Source organism: Microbacterium sp. Root61, from assembly GCF_001427525.1.
Lineage (GTDB): Bacteria > Actinomycetota > Actinomycetes > Actinomycetales > Microbacteriaceae > Microbacterium.
The window spans coordinates 3,333,300-3,348,386 of the sequence record NZ_LMGU01000001.1; the positions used below are offsets into that span (position 1 = coordinate 3,333,300).

A 15,087-nucleotide genomic window follows, 5' to 3' on the forward strand; every position below is an offset into this window, starting at 1 on the left:
GGCACCGAGAACCCGGGCGTGCGCATACCGAAAACGAAGGCGAACAGCAGTGACCGACATCGTCCCACTCTCCACGACAGACCCCCGACGTCAGGGTGCGCGCCCTGACGTCGCTGCGGAGCTCGAAATCATCCCGCCGGTCGTCGGGTTCCCCGACGACTTCGACGCGGTGCTGGATGACGGCACGGTGCATCGCTCCACGATCGGCTGCGTCATCCCGGCGTACAACGAGGAGGAGTCGATCGCGCAGGTGATCGAGTCGCTGCTCGGCCAGACGCGCGTGCCCGACGTGATCCACGTCGTGGTGAACAACACCTCGGATGCGACGGTGAAGATCGCCTCCCGCTACGCAGGTCCGCACGAGGTCGTCACCGAGCTCGGCGAGCAGTTCACCGAGGTGTTCGTGCACGACATCGGCAAGAACCCCGACAAGAAGGTCGGTGCGCTCAACTACGGCTTCGCCCTCGTCGAGGGCTACGACTATCTGCTGGGGGTCGACGGGGACACGGTCGCCGACAGCCGCGCGGTCGAGTACCTCGAGTCCGAGGCGGTCTCGGACACCCGTATCGGCGGCATCTCCGCCATCTACACGATCGACGACAAGCCGATCAAGGGCGGCATCGCCAGGTTCCTCATCGCCGGCCAGCGCTCGCAGTTCGCGGCCTTCAACCTGCAGAACCTGCTGCGCGGCCGCAACATGGCCGTGCTCGGCGGGCAGTTCTCGATCTTCTCGACCCACGCGTTGCGCGACGCGATGGAGCAGAACCACCAGTCCAGCCCGTGGGTGAAGGACAGTGAGGTCGAGGACTCGCTGCTGTCGCTGCAGATCAAGAGCGCAGGCTATCTGACGAAGATCAGCCCGTTCGCCCGGGCCGACGTCGGCGGAATGACCACGCTGCGCGCGCTGGACGCGCAGCAGGTGAAGTGGACCTACGGTGCGATCGAGCTGATGTGGCCCGGACAGCGCGGCGACACCAAGGGCCAGCCGTTCCACCCCAACCTGCGCATCCGGTGGTTCGAGAACTTCGGGATGCTGACCAACCTCTTCGTGCGCGTCGCGTTCCTGACGCTCCTGGCCGGGTCGTTGTCCATCGGGGCGTTCGTGTTCTCGGCGTGGTGGCTGGTGCCGGTCGTGGTCGCGATGCTGCTCAACCTGCGCATGGCCCTCACGATGAACACCCGCTCTGCCCTCGACATCCTCTTCGCCGTCACCCTGCTTCCCGCCGAGGTGTACATGTGGGTGCGGCTCAGCCACTTCGCCCGCTCATGGACGCGGTTCCTGTCGCGCAAGAAGGTCGACAACTGGGCCATGCAGGCCAAGGCCGAGCGGGGTTCCGGGCTCGGTCACTGGACGCCGCTGATCGTGGTGGTCATCGTGATCATCGCCGCGGCGATCATCTGGTCGATGCTCGGCCCGGTCGTGCAGTCCTCGATCCTGTGGATCGGGTGGCCCATCGTCGGCATCGTGACCGTGCTGCAGACCGTGTCGATGCTGTTCAAGCTGATCCGCCGGCAGCACGGCTTCAAGGTCTGACGTGCTCGGGGCGCGCCTATTCGGCGGTCATGCGGTAGCCGACGCCCCGGACGGTCTCGATGTAGCGGGCGTTGACCGGGGTGTCGCCGAGCTTGCGGCGCAGGTTCGTCATGTGCGCCTCGATCGCGCGCTTGTCGGCGTCGCCGACGAAATAGCTCGTGACGTACGACTCGCCGCGCAGCACCAGGGTGAGGTCGGCCTTGCTGCGCACCCGGCGCTTGGATTCGAGGAGGGTCGCGAGCAGGTCGAACTCGGTGCGCGTCAGGTCCAGCTCTGCGCCGCGCAGCTGGACGATGCGGGTATCGGGCTGGAGCTGCAGGTCGCGGTGGTGCAGCCATTCGCCGTGCGCGCCGTCGACCGGGACCGGCACCGGGGTTTCGGATGCCTCGTCGCGCGGGGCGGCCGGGGGAGCTGCCGAAGCCGGCGCAGACGTGCGGTCCATCACGGCCGGCCGGATGACGGGGTTCGCCACCGTCGTCGGGCGCGCGCCGGGGAACGAGGGGCCGACGCTCTCCTGCATCGGCACTGCCGCATGCCCGCCGGCTGCGGGCACCCGGCGCAGGATCGAGTCGATACGGGCGCGGAGCTCGCGCGGCCGGAACGGCTTGGCCAGGTAGTCGTCCGCACCCGAGCCGAGGCCGATCACGACGTCGGCCTCCTCCTGCATCCCGGTGAGCATGATGATGTACGTGTCGGAATGCGAGGCGCGGATGCGCCGTGCCGCTTCGATGCCGTCGATCCCGGGCATGTTGACGTCGAGCGTCGTGATGAGCGGCTTGTACGTGAGGACGGCCTTCACGCCGTCGATCCCGTTGCCGACCGACACGGTGGAGAAGCCCGCAGACTCGAGGACCTCGGCCAGCAGACGCCGGATATCGGGGTCGTCCTCGATGATGACGGCGGTCTTGAGGACGTCGGCGGGGATGCTCATGAAGGGGGCGAACCTCTCTCGGAACGGCGGCGACCATTGCCCGTGCGCGAGAGCATCAGCCCTGCCCTGGGGGTGCGGGGTCTCTTTGAGACTACACACCGCGCCCTCCGTGCCGCCTCAGTCGACCGGAGCGTCGGATGTCAGGGTGACTGCAGCTCGCGGCCACCAGGTACCGGCTGTCGGCCCGCCGTTGCAGGTGCCGTCGCTTTCCCCTGGCGGCTTGATCCAGAGGTTCGAGTCGACCACGTCATCGTGCACCTCGCCGCCGGGGGAGCCGACGCGCCGTCCGGACGGATTGCACCACTCGCCGTTCGAACCGACGCCGTTGCGTGACGTGTCGATGACGGCGCGGGCACCGGGGAGTAGGGCGGCCAGCGCGTGCGCGTACGCCACCTCCGCGTCGGTGGCGTTGTAGTTGGACACATTCGTCGCGAACCCGCGCACCTGATCGAGCACGCCGACGTCCTCGATCAGCTGCGCCATCTGCTCGGCGGGGAGCCAGGCCGAGTGCCCGCCGTCGAGATAGATCCAGGTGTGCGGGGCAGCGAGCGCCTCCACCGCGCTGCGCAGCTGCGCGCTGCGCTCGTCGGCGTTACCGCATTCCGGGGCCAGAGCGAGGCTGTCCGGTTCCAGGATCAGGATGCTCGACACGTCGGCGTTCTCGCGCAGCACGTCGCCGATGGCCGTCGTCCATTCCGCGTATGCGGCGGGTTCCAACCCGCCCGCAGAGTGGCCGCCGCAGTCGCGCCCCGGCAGGCCGTAGATCACCAGCGCCAGGGTGGCGGACTGCGTGCGCGCTTCGTCGGCCAGCGCCGCGACGCGCGCCGGCACCTGCGCGATCGGGTCGGCCTCCGGCGTCAGCCATACCGCCGTCGGCTGCGCGCTGAGGTAGACGGCCGCGTCGTGCTCGGGTGTCCCTGCCGTCCCGGTCGCGGCCGCCGCGTGCGCCTTCGAGAGAGCGGATGCCACGACCTGTGTGCCGTCGCCCGGAGGCGTCGGCGCACCGAATCCGGCGGGCCAGAGGAGGAGGGCGACGACCACGGCGATCACCGCGACGCCGGCGGCACCGACGATGAGCGCGACGAGTCGTGTCCGGCCGCTGCGGAGCTCGGAGGAGCGCGGAGCGGGGGTCCGCGCCGGGTCGGCGGAAGTCACGAGGGGACTCTACCGGTCCACCGCAGCAGCCCCGCGCGCGGTGCCTCCGGCATCCGTCCGCTATGAGTGTTCTGGGGATCTTGTCATCGTCCCCGCTGCGGGGCGCCGTGGTCATAGGCTGGGGCCGACATGAAGGTCATCTCCTACAACCTCCGCAAGCACCGCGCCGCCGGTGAGCTCACCGATCTGGTGGAGCGCTACAACGCGGACGTGCTGTGCGTGCAGGAGGCGGACACCACCGACCTGCCCGAGCACCTGAGTGGACTCCGGCTGGCGGATGCGACCAACCGCAACCGGCTCGGCCTCGCCGTCTATTACCGCGAGAACACGTACCGTGCCGTGGCCGCGCGGTCGCTCGCGCTGAAGAAGTCGCTGCATGATCGGGTACTCAAACCCGCGGAAGAGCGCCTGCTCGGTGTGCGGCTGCATGACATCGACGATCGCCGGGACGTCATCGTGGCGTCGTTCCATGCGGCTCCCCTCACGGCGCTGAACTCGCTGCGCCGGCACCAGATCCGCACTGCGCTCGCCGAGCTCGGGGAACTGGGCGAGGGGTTGCCGACACTGATGGTCGGCGACTACAACTATCCGGTCTTCAAGGAGAACCTCGGGCAGAAGGTGCGCGAGCAGGGGTACGAGCTGAATCTCAGCGACTCCCGCACGTACACGCGCTACAAGTTCTTCCGCGGCCACTACGACTTCGCGACGTCGGTCGGGTTCGAGATCGATCGCGTCCGCACGCTGCCGCAGGGGCTCAGCGATCACCTGCCGATTCTCGTGACGGCGCGTCATCCCGCGGAGGCCGCGGCCAGGGTGGCCTGAGGCTCAGTCGCTGCGGCGTGTGCGTCGCAGTGTGGCGGCGACAGCGAGCGCAGCACCGGCGAGCACGAGTGCGCCACCGCCGATCCATACGCCCATGGTCGATCCGCCGGTGATGCCCGTGGCGGGCAGCCCGCCGTCGGCGCCGGCGATCGTGGTGGGGGCCGTGCCTCCCGCCGAGGTCGGCGAGACGGCCGCGATGTTGTAGGTGCCCGACGCGTTCGAGGGGAGCGTGATCTTCACGCCCGGGAGCGAGCCGTCGTCGGCCGAGGTGGCGGAGCCGCTGGCCGTGCTGATGGCGAAGCGCAGCATGCCGATGGTGGCGGCGCTGCCGTTCTCGCCCGTGACGGTGATCGCGACGGTCTCGTTGGCCGAGAACGTGTCGGCGGCGCAGGAGAACGTGATCGTGCCGCCCGGAGTCATCGTGGTCGGCGAGGTCGTGCACGACCCGGTCGGCGGGTAGATGCTCGAGGCCTGCGCGGCGGCGGGTGCCAGGAAGACAACGGCGGCGACGAGTGTCGCGGCCGCGATCGCGGTGCGCAGGGAATGTGTCATGACACCTGGAAGTCTAAGGCGCACTGCAGAGGGCGGCAAACGCCGTGTCGCCGCCGATCCGTGGCGTGGACTCGATGCGCAGCTCAGGACCCGTCGGCACCGTGGCGCGGGCGATGATGGTGGCGGTGGCGCTCGCCCCGGGGGCGAGGTCGACCGTGAAGCTCACCACGCGGCGACCGTCGTGCACGCCGCCGCCGAAACCGGGGTCGCCGGTGAGGGTGGCATCGAGGAGTTCGAAGCCCTCGGGGAGGTAGATGTAGCCGACCGTGCGCGCGATGCCGGGCGGCACGTCGAACACGCCACCGCCGGTGATGTAGTCCGGCAGCGCGGCCGCGTCGGCCGGGGCATTGCTGGTGAGGGTCACGGTGAGCTCGGCCGTACCGTGCGCAGCGCCCGCGGCATCCGCCGTGCACTGCGTCCACTCCGCGGCGGAGTCCGCCGTGAGGTAGAAGTCCATCTTCGAGCCGGTGCCGTCGTTGAGGTACACGCCGAACGTCGAGGTCGCATCGTCGGTCACCGGCAGTCCGCCCGCGAGGGTCGTGCCGGCGATGATCGCCTGCTCCTCGGGGTGTGCGCTCCACATCAGCAGGCGGTGCTCGTCACCGGCGCGGGCGAGCGCGGTCACCAGCTCGGTCGGGTTCGCGGTGCCGTCCGACAGGGCGGAGAAGACGGCGGCGGCGGCCGCGGCGAAGAAGAGGTCCTGATCGGCGGGGCGCTGGTACCGCTGGTAGACGTCGTTCAGCAGCAGCGGCACGGCGTTCTCGGTGGTCAGCACGTCGCCGGTCGGCAGCGGCACGGGGCCGGTCGCGGCGAGCATGTACGACAGCACCACCGGGTCGAGCGCGATCACGCCGTCGACCTGTTGGCCGCCGTTCTCGCGCGCCCACATCTCCTTCGCGAGCTCGGCCGAGACGGCGAAGTCGGGCACCTGGGTGACGTTCTGGATCCACTTGCCCGGCCGGTCGCCGTAGATCGCGAGGATCTCGTCCGACAGCGGGAGGACGGATGCCTCGTACTGGGTGAAGTCGCTGCTGGAGCCCTGCGCGGCCAGCGACATCGCGCCGCCGTCGGTGTGGATCACGGCCATCGCGCCGGGGATTCCGCCGAGGGACCGCCACTCGGCGTTGTTCTGGAAGAGCACGAGGTAGTTGCGCGGGCCGTCGGCACCGAGCATCGAGGGCAGCAGGAGTGTGGCGCGGGCCAGGGCGTCGGTGGCGCCGCGGGTCTGCTGCAGCAGACCGTCGACCTCGTCGACGGCGCTGCGCAGCGGAGCGACGAGCGGACGGTGGTCGATCTCGTCGAGGGATGCCGCGGCCTGCGCGATGCCGTCGGCGCCGGTCGTGGCGGCATCCTGCAGCGACACGAAGCCGGCCAGATCGATGCGGCCGGCCTGGGGGCGGAGGGCGTCGAACGAGAAGCTCGATGCGACCTCGACCAGGGGCGCCAGCGCGCTGCCGGCGACGTCGTCGAGGGACGCCGCGATCGTGGAGACGGCGGACAGCTGCGGTCCGGCCCAGGGCAGTCCTTCGGCGAGGCGCCACAGCGGGTCGCTGGTGAGGGACCGGGCGGCGGCGGTGTCGGCGGCGATCGCGTCGATCGCACCGGAGGCGGCGGCCGGGTCGGTGAGCTGGCTGCGGGCAGACTCCGCGGCGGCCTGTGCGTCGCGCAGGTGCCCGTACGCGAGGAAGCCGCGGACGCCGACCCAGACGACCATGACGAGGGTCACGAGGAGGATCGCGCCCAGGACGGCGGCGAAGACGAGGCCTGCCACGCGCGCGGGACGAGAGATCGCGGCACCGGTCATCCGGCCAGCCTATGCGGTCCGGCCGAATGCTCGCCTCGCGCGCACGGGTAGGCTCGCTCGCATCACCGTACGTCGGGGCGGGTTCGAAGGAGGCCGGGATGGCAACGGTCACGCGAAACCTGCGGGTGCAGCTTGCCGTCTACGGTTTCATCCTTGCGCTCATCGCGTTCTGGCCGTCGCCGGTCGATCAGGGTGCGGGTCCGATCCTCCACTCGATCACCGCGGCAGTGCCGTGGCTCACCTACAGCGTGATCGAGTTCAGCGCCAACGTCGTGCTGTTCGTCCCACTCGGGGCGATCCTCGCCCTGGCTCTGCCCTCGCGGCGGCAGTGGGTCGTGCCGATCGCGCTCGCGGTGACGATCCTGATCGAGGTCGGCCAAGCCCTGCTGCTGACCCAGCGCACGCCGAGCGTGCGCGACGTGATCGCCAACACGCTGGGTGCGGCCATCGGACTGCTCGCGGTGGTCGTCATCGAACGGATTCGTCGCGGCATCCCGCACAATTCACAGGAACCTCAGAACCCTCGCTCGTAGCCTGGCGGGGTGACCATTCCGCAAGGTGATCCCACGTTCTCTGCCACCGTTACCGAGATGCGTGCCTTGCGCGACGAGTTCCAGCGGTTCCTGCTGGAGTACCAGTTCGGCCTGGCGGAGGTCGAGACGAAGATCGGGATTCTGCGCGAGGAATTCCTTCACATGCACGACTACAACCCGATCGAGCACGTCTCCAGCCGGGTGAAATCGCCCGACAGCCTCGTCGAGAAGGTGACGCGCAAGGGGATCGATCCGGGGTTCCCCTCCATCAGGGAGAACATCACGGATGTCGCGGGCATCCGTGTCACGGTCAGCTTCGTCGCCGACGCGTACCGCCTCTTCGATCTGCTCACCCAGCAGGACGACATCACCATCCGCACGGTCAAGGACTACATCGCCGAACCGAAGGCCAACGGCTACAAGAGTCTGCACGTCATCGTCGATGTGCCGGTGTTCCTCTCCACCGGCCGGGTGCTGGTGCCGGTCGAGGTGCAGTTCCGCACGATCGCGATGGACTTCTGGGCCAGCCTCGAGCACAAGATCTACTACAAGTTCGACCGTCAGGTTCCGGCACCGCTGCTGGACAGCCTGAAGGATGCCGCCGACACGGCCGCGGCGCTGGACGCACAGATGGAACGGCTGCACCGCGAGGTGCATGCGACGCCGGCGCCGGCGGTGCCTGTCGTCAGCGTCTGAGCGGTGCTCGGCCGCCCCTAAACTACCCACTGTGACTCGAAACCTGTTCGTGCACGCACTGGGTGCGGTGGTCGCGATCCGGCTCACGGGCCTCGAGGATGCCGACGCCGAGGCGGTGCGTCGCGTCTGGGCCGATGCCGTCGCCGACGAGGGCCGAACGGATGCCGTAGCCACCGTGTCGCCACGGGCCGGGGATGACCGTGACGCGATGCTCGTCGACCTCTCGCAGCGCGTGACGCGCGCAGCGATCGAGGCCGTGCGAGGCAAAGCATGGATCCTGCACGCTGCCGGCCTGGCCGCCCCGAACGGACGCGTCATCGTGTTCGTCGGTCCGTCCGGGAGCGGCAAGACGTGCGTCGTGAGTGCTGTCGGTGCGGCGCTGGGACTCGGCTACGTGTCGGATGACGCGGTCGCGATCGATGGCTCGGGGGCGGTGCTGCCGTACCGCAAGCCACTTACGATCTCGGCGGATGAAGCGGCACCCCGGCAGTCGGCGCCGGGTGAACGAGGTATCGGCGCGTTGCCGGACGCGCCCTTGCAGGTCGCCGCGATCGTCCTGCTGGACCGGCGCGACGACGCGGGGGATCTACCGCTGGTCACCCCGGTCGACTTCGGCGATGCGCTCAGCGAACTCGTCGCGCAGTCCAGTCACCTCGCGGACATGGCGGCGCCGCTGCAGACCATGGCGGCGCTCGCAGCCTCCGTCGGCACGGTGCACCGTCTCACTTACCGCAATGCAGACCGGCTCGGGCCTGCTGTCGCGGCGCTGCTGGCCGAGACGCCGACGGCGGTCGATCCGACCGCGTGCGCGGCATCCGCCGCCGTGCTGCGTCCCGCGCCGCCCGAAGAAGGGGTTCCGGTCTACACGCGGGCGCTCACGCTCGATGCGCTCTCTCTCGCCGACCCGGATCGGCTGGCCCTGCTGCACGTCGATCAATACGGGCAGGGGACCGTCCGGATGCTCGCCGGCATCGCGCCCGCGATCTGGCGTGCGGCGGATGCCGCGACCCTCGACGATCTCGTCGCCGCTGTCGTGGCCGAGCATGGCACACCCGGCGAACGGGACGCCGCGGCATCCGTCGTGTCCGTCGTCGACACGCTGCGTCGCGAAGGGGTGCTCGAGGAGCGCCCGCGGTGGGCCATCCGGGAGAGCGCCGTGTGGACGGATCTGCACGATCGCGTCGTCGTGCTCGTCCCCCGTGGTGGTGGGGTGGTTCCGCGCGCGCTGGAGGGATCGGCCGCCGCGGTCTGGCTGTCGCTCGTGGACGGCGCGGGCAGCGTGCGCGACATCGTCGAACCGCTCGCGGCCCGGCTCGAGGCCGATCCCGCCGCGGTCGGTGCCGAAGTGTCCGCGCTCCTCGAGTACCTCGAGGACGCGGGAGTGGTCGCGCGCCTGTCCTAGGGGTGCGTCACTTCACGGTGCGTCACGCGACGTCGACGCGGAGCTGCGCGAACCGCGACTCCGCCACGAAGACCGCGTCGCTCGTGTCGGCCGGGAAGGTCGCGGAGGCCTCCAGCCGCACGGTGTAGGTGCCGGGCTCGAAGTCGGTCTCGGAGTACATCACGACGTCGGTGCTCGATGACGACACGACCGACTGCGCCCCGATGCCGAGCAGGCTGCCCACGCCCTCGTGGACGGCGGTGATGCGCCAGTTGAGGATCGCCGACAGCGGCGCGCCCGACGGAGGCCGCCCGGCCGCCCACCAGCCGTCGAACGCGTACTCGAGGCGCAGGCGTACGTCCAGCGACCCGGGCGTGCGGCTGACCGCGGTGAGCTCGGGCACGCCGATCACCTGTGCCCGCCATGATCCGGAGACTGCGACATCGGGTGCGGCGGTCGCGAAGACGAGCGCCGGTGCTCCCCAGACCCCCGCCTGGATCAGCTCGTCGCGGTCGAGCCGTTGCGCGGGCGCACCACGCATCATCGATGAATCGGACATGAGACCCTCCCCAGGGGTTGTGCGGCGTACCGCACCTCTGCCGTGCCGAGCGGCCCCCAAGGCCGCCCCGAACGAGGCTTGCGCTCCGTTCGTCGGTCAGCGTATCAGCCGGCCGTTCGCCGGTATACAGCTGTCATGCAGGGTTCTCAGCGGTCGTCGCGCGGCCGGATCGACGCCCACATCGCGCGGACCTTCACTCGCATCGGGGCCTCGCGTCCGGCGAGGCGCCAGGACGATGTGCGCGGCGTCCCTGCGCCGGTCTGCTCGCGCCACTCCTGCAGCGCCGGCGAGGAGAGGTCCGTGGCGGGCGTGTCGACGTGGATCCCCAGGCGCGGCAGCACGGTGTCCAGAGTCGCGGTGCAGCCGGTGGCCAGGGCGACGGCGCCCGCGTGGGCGCGCTCCTCATCGGTGAACGGAACCCGTACGAGTTGCTCGAGCTCATCCGCATGACCGGTGTTCGTGCTCGACCCGCGCAGCGAGTGCAGGGCGAGGATGAGGATGCCGCTGACTCGGTCGGGTACCCGGCAGGGGCGGTGTGCGAACGACATCTTCTCGTGCCGGGCCCACAGCTCGTCGAAGACGATCGCGGGGTCGTAGAGGAAGCCCGGGTAGAGGCTGTGCACGTCGAGGTCGCACGGCCAGTCCTGGTGCCGGTAGACCTGCGTGTGCAGCGTCGTGCGACCGGGTGACGGCTGCGGTCGCACCTTCCATCCCGCCGCGGCGATGACGCTGCACAGCTCGTCGTATCGCTGCGGCTCGACGAGCACCTCGACGTCGTGCGACGCGCGAGCGTCGCGGAGGCCGTGCCGCTCCAGTGCGGGTCCCGTGACGAACAGCACGCGGATGCCGCGGCCGTCCGCGAGGGTCTGCACCCACGCGTGACCGAGCTCGACGGCCTCGTCGAGCTCCAGTGCGCCTCCGCGATCGCACATCCGGCGGCGCCTAGGGGCGGCCCATGCCGTAGTACGTCCAGCCTGCGGCCCGCCAGGCGGCGGCATCCAGGCAGTTGCGTCCGTCGATGATGATGCGACCGGCGGTGAGCGCGGAGACGTGCTCGGGCGGCATCTGGCGGCGGTATTCGTCCCACTCGGTGACGACGATGACGGCGTCGGCATCGCGGAGTGCTTCGTCGCGGTCTTCGACGTAGGTGAGCTGCGGGTGGCGGCTGCGGGCGTTCTCGATCGCGGCGGGATCGGTGACGGTGACGTTCGCCCCGAGGCCGCGGAGTCGCACGGCGACGTCGAGGGCGGGGGAGTCGCGGATGTCGTCGCTGTGCGGCTTGAATGCGGCGCCGAGGACGGTGATCTTCTTCTCGAACACCGTCCCATCGAGAGCAGCGACGGTCAGATCGACTGCGCGGTCGCGGCGGCGCAGGTTGATGGCGTCGATCTCGCGGAGGAACGCGACGGACTCGCCGCGGCCGAGCTCCTCTGCGCGGGCGGAGAAGGCGCGGATGTCCTTCGGGAGGCAACCGCCGCCGAAGCCGATGCCGGCGCCGAGGAAGCGGCGGCCGATGCGGGCGTCGTGGCCGATCGCGTCGGCGAGCTGGGTGACGTCGGCGCCGGTGACTTCGGCGATCTCGGCCATGGCGTTGATGAACGAGATCTTCGTCGCGAGGAACGCGTTGGCGGCGACCTTGACCAGCTCAGCGGTGGCGAGGTCGGTGACGATGAACGGGGTGCCCTTGGCGACGGCCGGGTGGTAGACCTCGCGCAGGGTGGCGGCGGCGCGCTCGCCGGCTTCGCCCGCGGGCACGCCCACGACGAGCCGATCGGGGTCGATGGTGTCCTGGACGGCCCAGCCTTCGCGAAGGAACTCGGGGTTCCAGACAAGGGTCGCGCCGGTGGCTTCGACGCGAGGGGTTAGGTCGGCCGCGGTGCCCACCGGCACGGTCGACTTGCCGGCGACGAGGTCGCCCGGGTTCAGGTACGGGAGGAGACCGTCGATCGCGGCGTTCACATACGTGAGATCGGCGGCGTAGCCGTCCTTCTGCTGCGGGGTGCCGACACCGACGAAGTGCACGGTCGCCCCGGATGCCTCGGCCATGTCCGTCGTGAAGCGCAGGCGGCCCGACTGGATGCCCTCAGTGAGGATCTCCTGCAGTCCGGGCTCGAAGAACGGTGCTTCGCCGCGGGAGAGCTGCTCGACCTTTCGTGCGTCGACGTCGATGCCGATGACGTCGTGGCCGATGGACGCCATGGCAGCCGCGTGGACGGCGCCGAGGTAGCCACAGCCGATGACAGAAAGACGCATGGGGAACTCCTGCGAGGTTTGGGGGAGGGTGTCTTGGGGGAGACATGTCTTGGGGACTGTCCCTTACTACCAGAGTCTCATTGCGACTGATGCACGGGGATGTTGCCGACGAGTTCGAAGGGAGTGCCGGTAGGCGCTTTCGACTCGCTGCGCTCGCTCAATGACACGGGGGCGGCGCCGGTCGATGAGCGGGGTGACACGTGCCTCAGGCGGCGTAGTCGTACCGACCGCGGGCCCCGCGGCGAGGGGTTCGGTCGAAGTCGACGTGTGTCGGCGGGATGAACCAGACCGGCGCAGTCACTCCGGGACCGTCGATGCGGATCTCCCACCCGTTGTCGTGGATCCGATGATGACAGGATTCGCAGAGCAGGATGCCGTTCGCGAGGTCGGTGGGTCCGGCATCCCGTGCCCACCATCGGATGTGATGGACCTTGGTGTGTCCGGGTGGGGCGCCGCACATGGCGCAACCACCGTCGCGTTCGACCAGGGCGAGGCGTTGGGCTGCGCTGAAGAGGCGTCGGGTGCGACCGAAATCGAGGACTTCGCTGTCGCCGCCGAGCACACACGGGATGACTCCGCCGCCGGCTGCCATACGCCGTGCGGTTGCGGCGGAGACGGGTGCGGCGACCCCGTCGATGGTGGCGTGGCCGGTGCCGTCTACGAGATCTTGGAGTGTGATGCGCACCACCACGGTCGCACCCTGCACCGGTACGTCGCGGTGAGTGCAGCCGAGCACGTGTTCTGCGATGAGGGTGAGCGCGTCTGCCTGCATCTGAGGGATCGTGCGGCGCACGGCATCCATCGACTGCGCGGCGTCGGGGTCGTCGTGCGCCGCCCGCAGTTCGGCGGTGACGATCGCCTCGATGGCGGTCTTGACCGGCGCGCCGTGCTCGGGATCGACGCGCAGGGTGAAGACGAGCATGCCGCTGCGCTCTTCGCGGATGTGCAGTGACCGCTCGCTGCGCAGTTCGTCTTCGCGGGGGGCGACGCCGTCGGGATCGAGCCAGGCTTCGGCGCGCGTGATGATGCGGGCGAGTTGGTCGATCGACAGACCGGGAGCCTGCGCGACGAGGGTCTGTTCGGCGCGGTAGACGGCGTCAGGGCCCGCGCGGAGCGCGACACGATCGAGCATCGTGATGATTGCGGATGCCGTGGCCGCCCCGATCGCGCCGCCTGCGAGTGCGTCCGCCACGTGCGGATGCCGCGCGGGAGCCTGCTCGCCGCTGAACATCTGCCGCGGAGCCGTCGCTTCGCCGACCTGCACCAACCGGGCGGCCTCACCGTTGGTCGTACCGAGGGTGGCCGCCAGCATCGCCGTAGGTGAGCGATAGCCGAGCTCTTTGGCCAGCGAATCGCGGCCCAGCTCGGGGCGGGACTCGCGGGCGATCTCGGCGGCGATGCGCGACTGTGCGGAATCGATGACTCGCCGAGCCCGTCCGAGAGCGTCATTGAGGCGGGCGAGATCTTCACGTCGTGGTGAATCGCCGGCCGGCCAGGCGGCGCGCACGTCTTCGACGATGTCGTGAATTTCGTCGAGCGGGTTGCGCATGGTTCATGATATCAGAATTAGGAAGACATTAGAAGTCATCTTCTAAAAGGGACCGAAGAAATTGGTGTCACGACTGAGTGAGTTCAAGATATTCGGAGTCAACATAGAATATTTGTGCGCAGAGGATCTAGGGCAGACGGAGGTGTTTCGGCCGGCTTCGCTCCCGCAACGGCCCGCGGCAGCTCTCACTCCGGCGGCAGGGCCGATCGCGTTCGATTGATGGATCTCCACCGGAAACATTGACCCGCTACGCTCCCGCGCATGGCGACCAAACGACGCAAGAAGCGGATCGCACCGATCAGCCCGGTGTGGGGGTACGCGATGCTCGCGGTGGTGACGGCGATCTGCGGAGTGCTGGTGTTCGTCGCCCTCCGCCATTGACGCCCGTCTAGGCGGTGAGCTCGCGCAGCAGCATCCCGAACGCCCGCATCTCCGCGAGCACGTCATCGCGAAGCGACGGGTCAAGGCGTTCGTCCCATCCCGCGAGGCAGGCGTAGGCGACGGTGCGCGAAGGTCCTTCGACGAAGCCCACGTCGACGCGCACGCCGGCATCGGTGCCGGTCTTGTTGATTACCCGGAAGCCGCGATCGGCGAGCGTGTGTGCGAGGGGATCGAGTCCGAACGCGCCGACGACCATGCTGAGGTCGACACCGTCGCCCAGCCAGTCGCAGACCTGGGCCGTGACGTCCGCGTCGATCCCATCGGCGGACGCGAGACGGGCGAACAGCTCGGCGTACCCACGCGCCGTCCCGGTGCTGAGGGTGACCGGATCCACCGGATTCCGCACATCGCGCAGGATGTCGTGCAAGAAGACATCGCGGATGTCGAGGCCTTCCGCCGTCGCCGCGATCTGCTCGATGCCACCCAGGCGGCGCAGCAGCACGTTGGTCGCCCAGTTGTCCGATACCGCACCGACGAGCCGTGCGACGTCGCCCAGGGGCAGGGTGTCGGTGGCGAGATGCTGCCACAGGCCGGAGTCGGCGACGGGGGCCACATTCGTCCGGCTCAACGGTTCGGCGAGGGTCGCCCCGCCGCCGGACACCGCGCGAGCTGCTTCGAGCAGCACCAACACCTTCGCCGCGCTCGCCGAGGGGAGCACGGCATCCGCTTCCCATGTGCAGAGGTCTTTACGGGACCCGCCGACCTCGATCGCGCACACGCTCCAGCGCACTCCTCGCGAGGCCGATGAGGTCAGGAATCGTGGAAGCGCCATGTCGCGTCGACGGTATCAGCGGAGCACAGAGCCCCGCACCCGGTTTCATCGCGGCATGCTCGACGATCGCGGTGCCCCGCATACAGCCAGCCTGAAGATCGCCTC

14 protein-coding genes are annotated in these 15,087 nt (G+C 69.5%); 5 read left to right on the forward strand and 9 right to left on the reverse strand.

What is annotated here, in order from left to right; translation table 11 throughout:
* The first annotated feature begins 49 nt into the window (after positions 1–49).
* A complete protein-coding gene (locus tag ASD65_RS15555; protein ID WP_056224027.1) occupies positions 50–1,534 on the forward strand; it encodes a glycosyltransferase family 2 protein in 1,485 nt (494 codons plus the stop codon).
* A 16-nt stretch (positions 1,535–1,550) separates the two neighbouring features.
* Here the strand turns inward: ASD65_RS15555 and ASD65_RS15560 are convergent, their stop codons facing one another.
* Both ASD65_RS15560 and ASD65_RS15565 read right to left on the reverse strand, forming a co-directional pair.
* Positions 1,551–2,465: a response regulator transcription factor gene (locus ASD65_RS15560; RefSeq protein ID WP_056224030.1), complete on the reverse strand. Its 915-nt coding sequence runs from the start codon at positions 2,463–2,465 to the stop codon at positions 1,551–1,553.
* 117 nt (positions 2,466–2,582) lie between these two features.
* Entirely contained in the window at positions 2,583–3,620 is a 1,038-nt protein-coding gene (locus tag ASD65_RS15565) for a glycoside hydrolase family 6 protein (RefSeq protein WP_056224032.1), read from the reverse strand.
* A gap of 129 nt (positions 3,621–3,749) precedes the next feature.
* On the opposite strand from ASD65_RS15565, the gene ASD65_RS15570 reads away from it, so the two are divergent.
* Complete coding sequence (locus ASD65_RS15570) at positions 3,750–4,442, forward strand: endonuclease/exonuclease/phosphatase family protein (protein ID WP_056224035.1); 693 nt, start codon at positions 3,750–3,752, stop codon at positions 4,440–4,442.
* Between the two features lie 3 nt (positions 4,443–4,445).
* Here the strand turns inward: ASD65_RS15570 and ASD65_RS15575 are convergent, their stop codons facing one another.
* Positions 4,446–4,994 (reverse strand): hypothetical protein, encoded by a 549-nt coding sequence (locus ASD65_RS15575; protein ID WP_056224036.1) that lies wholly within the window; start codon positions 4,992–4,994, stop codon positions 4,446–4,448.
* Positions 4,995–5,007: 13 nt separating this feature from the next.
* Positions 5,008–6,798 (reverse strand): DUF4012 domain-containing protein, encoded by a 1,791-nt coding sequence (locus ASD65_RS15580; protein WP_056224038.1) that lies wholly within the window; start codon positions 6,796–6,798, stop codon positions 5,008–5,010.
* Between the two features lie 98 nt (positions 6,799–6,896).
* Between ASD65_RS15580 and ASD65_RS15585 the strand changes: the two genes are divergently transcribed.
* The 3 genes from ASD65_RS15585 to ASD65_RS15595 are packed head-to-tail and all read left to right on the forward strand — an operon-like array spanning position 6,897 to position 9,429.
* Complete coding sequence (locus ASD65_RS15585; protein WP_056224040.1) at positions 6,897–7,331, forward strand: VanZ family protein; 435 nt, start codon at positions 6,897–6,899, stop codon at positions 7,329–7,331.
* Between the two features lie 57 nt (positions 7,332–7,388).
* On the forward strand, positions 7,389–8,027 hold the full coding sequence (locus ASD65_RS15590; RefSeq protein ID WP_156378966.1) for a GTP pyrophosphokinase: 639 nt from the start codon (positions 7,389–7,391) through the stop codon (positions 8,025–8,027).
* A 31-nt stretch (positions 8,028–8,058) separates the two neighbouring features.
* Positions 8,059–9,429 (forward strand): PqqD family peptide modification chaperone, encoded by a 1,371-nt coding sequence (locus tag ASD65_RS15595; protein ID WP_056224044.1) that lies wholly within the window; start codon positions 8,059–8,061, stop codon positions 9,427–9,429.
* Positions 9,430–9,451: 22 nt separating this feature from the next.
* On the opposite strand, the gene ASD65_RS15600 is transcribed toward ASD65_RS15595, so the two are convergent.
* From ASD65_RS15600 to ASD65_RS15620, 5 genes are all read right to left on the reverse strand, one after another.
* Positions 9,452–9,967 (reverse strand): hypothetical protein, encoded by a 516-nt coding sequence (locus tag ASD65_RS15600; protein WP_056224046.1) that lies wholly within the window; start codon positions 9,965–9,967, stop codon positions 9,452–9,454.
* A gap of 146 nt (positions 9,968–10,113) precedes the next feature.
* Entirely contained in the window at positions 10,114–10,899 is a 786-nt protein-coding gene (locus tag ASD65_RS15605) for a nucleotidyltransferase family protein (protein WP_056224048.1), read from the reverse strand.
* Between the two features lie 10 nt (positions 10,900–10,909).
* Positions 10,910–12,220, reverse strand: coding sequence for a UDP-glucose dehydrogenase family protein (locus ASD65_RS15610; protein ID WP_056224050.1), 1,311 nt, complete (start codon positions 12,218–12,220; stop codon positions 10,910–10,912).
* Between the two features lie 205 nt (positions 12,221–12,425).
* Positions 12,426–13,769: an HNH endonuclease gene (locus tag ASD65_RS15615; RefSeq protein WP_056224052.1), complete on the reverse strand. Its 1,344-nt coding sequence runs from the start codon at positions 13,767–13,769 to the stop codon at positions 12,426–12,428.
* Positions 13,770–14,157: 388 nt separating this feature from the next.
* On the reverse strand, positions 14,158–14,982 hold the full coding sequence (locus ASD65_RS15620; protein WP_082561817.1) for a serine hydrolase: 825 nt from the start codon (positions 14,980–14,982) through the stop codon (positions 14,158–14,160).
* Positions 14,983–15,087 lie beyond the last annotated feature (105 nt).

What these genes read in the sequence shown, in the direction of transcription:
- ASD65_RS15610 (WP_056224050.1), bottom strand. Translation starts at nt 12,220, where the DNA reads ATGCGTCTTTCTGTCATCGGCTGTGGCTACCTCGGCGCCGTCCACGCG.
- ASD65_RS15590 (WP_156378966.1), top strand. Translation starts at nt 7,389, where the DNA reads ATGCGTGCCTTGCGCGACGAGTTCCAGCGGTTCCTGCTGGAGTACCAG.
- ASD65_RS15600 (WP_056224046.1), bottom strand. Translation starts at nt 9,967, where the DNA reads ATGTCCGATTCATCGATGATGCGTGGTGCGCCCGCGCAACGGCTCGAC.
- ASD65_RS15570 (WP_056224035.1), top strand. Translation starts at nt 3,750, where the DNA reads ATGAAGGTCATCTCCTACAACCTCCGCAAGCACCGCGCCGCCGGTGAG.
- ASD65_RS15585 (WP_056224040.1), top strand. Translation starts at nt 6,897, where the DNA reads ATGGCAACGGTCACGCGAAACCTGCGGGTGCAGCTTGCCGTCTACGGT.
- ASD65_RS15605 (WP_056224048.1), bottom strand. Translation starts at nt 10,899, where the DNA reads ATGTGCGATCGCGGAGGCGCACTGGAGCTCGACGAGGCCGTCGAGCTC.
- ASD65_RS15575 (WP_056224036.1), bottom strand. Translation starts at nt 4,994, where the DNA reads ATGACACATTCCCTGCGCACCGCGATCGCGGCCGCGACACTCGTCGCC.
- ASD65_RS15560 (WP_056224030.1), bottom strand. Translation starts at nt 2,465, where the DNA reads ATGAGCATCCCCGCCGACGTCCTCAAGACCGCCGTCATCATCGAGGAC.
- ASD65_RS15615 (WP_056224052.1), bottom strand. Translation starts at nt 13,769, where the DNA reads ATGCGCAACCCGCTCGACGAAATTCACGACATCGTCGAAGACGTGCGC.
- ASD65_RS15620 (WP_082561817.1), bottom strand. Translation starts at nt 14,982, where the DNA reads ATGGCGCTTCCACGATTCCTGACCTCATCGGCCTCGCGAGGAGTGCGC.
- ASD65_RS15580 (WP_056224038.1), bottom strand. Translation starts at nt 6,798, where the DNA reads ATGACCGGTGCCGCGATCTCTCGTCCCGCGCGCGTGGCAGGCCTCGTC.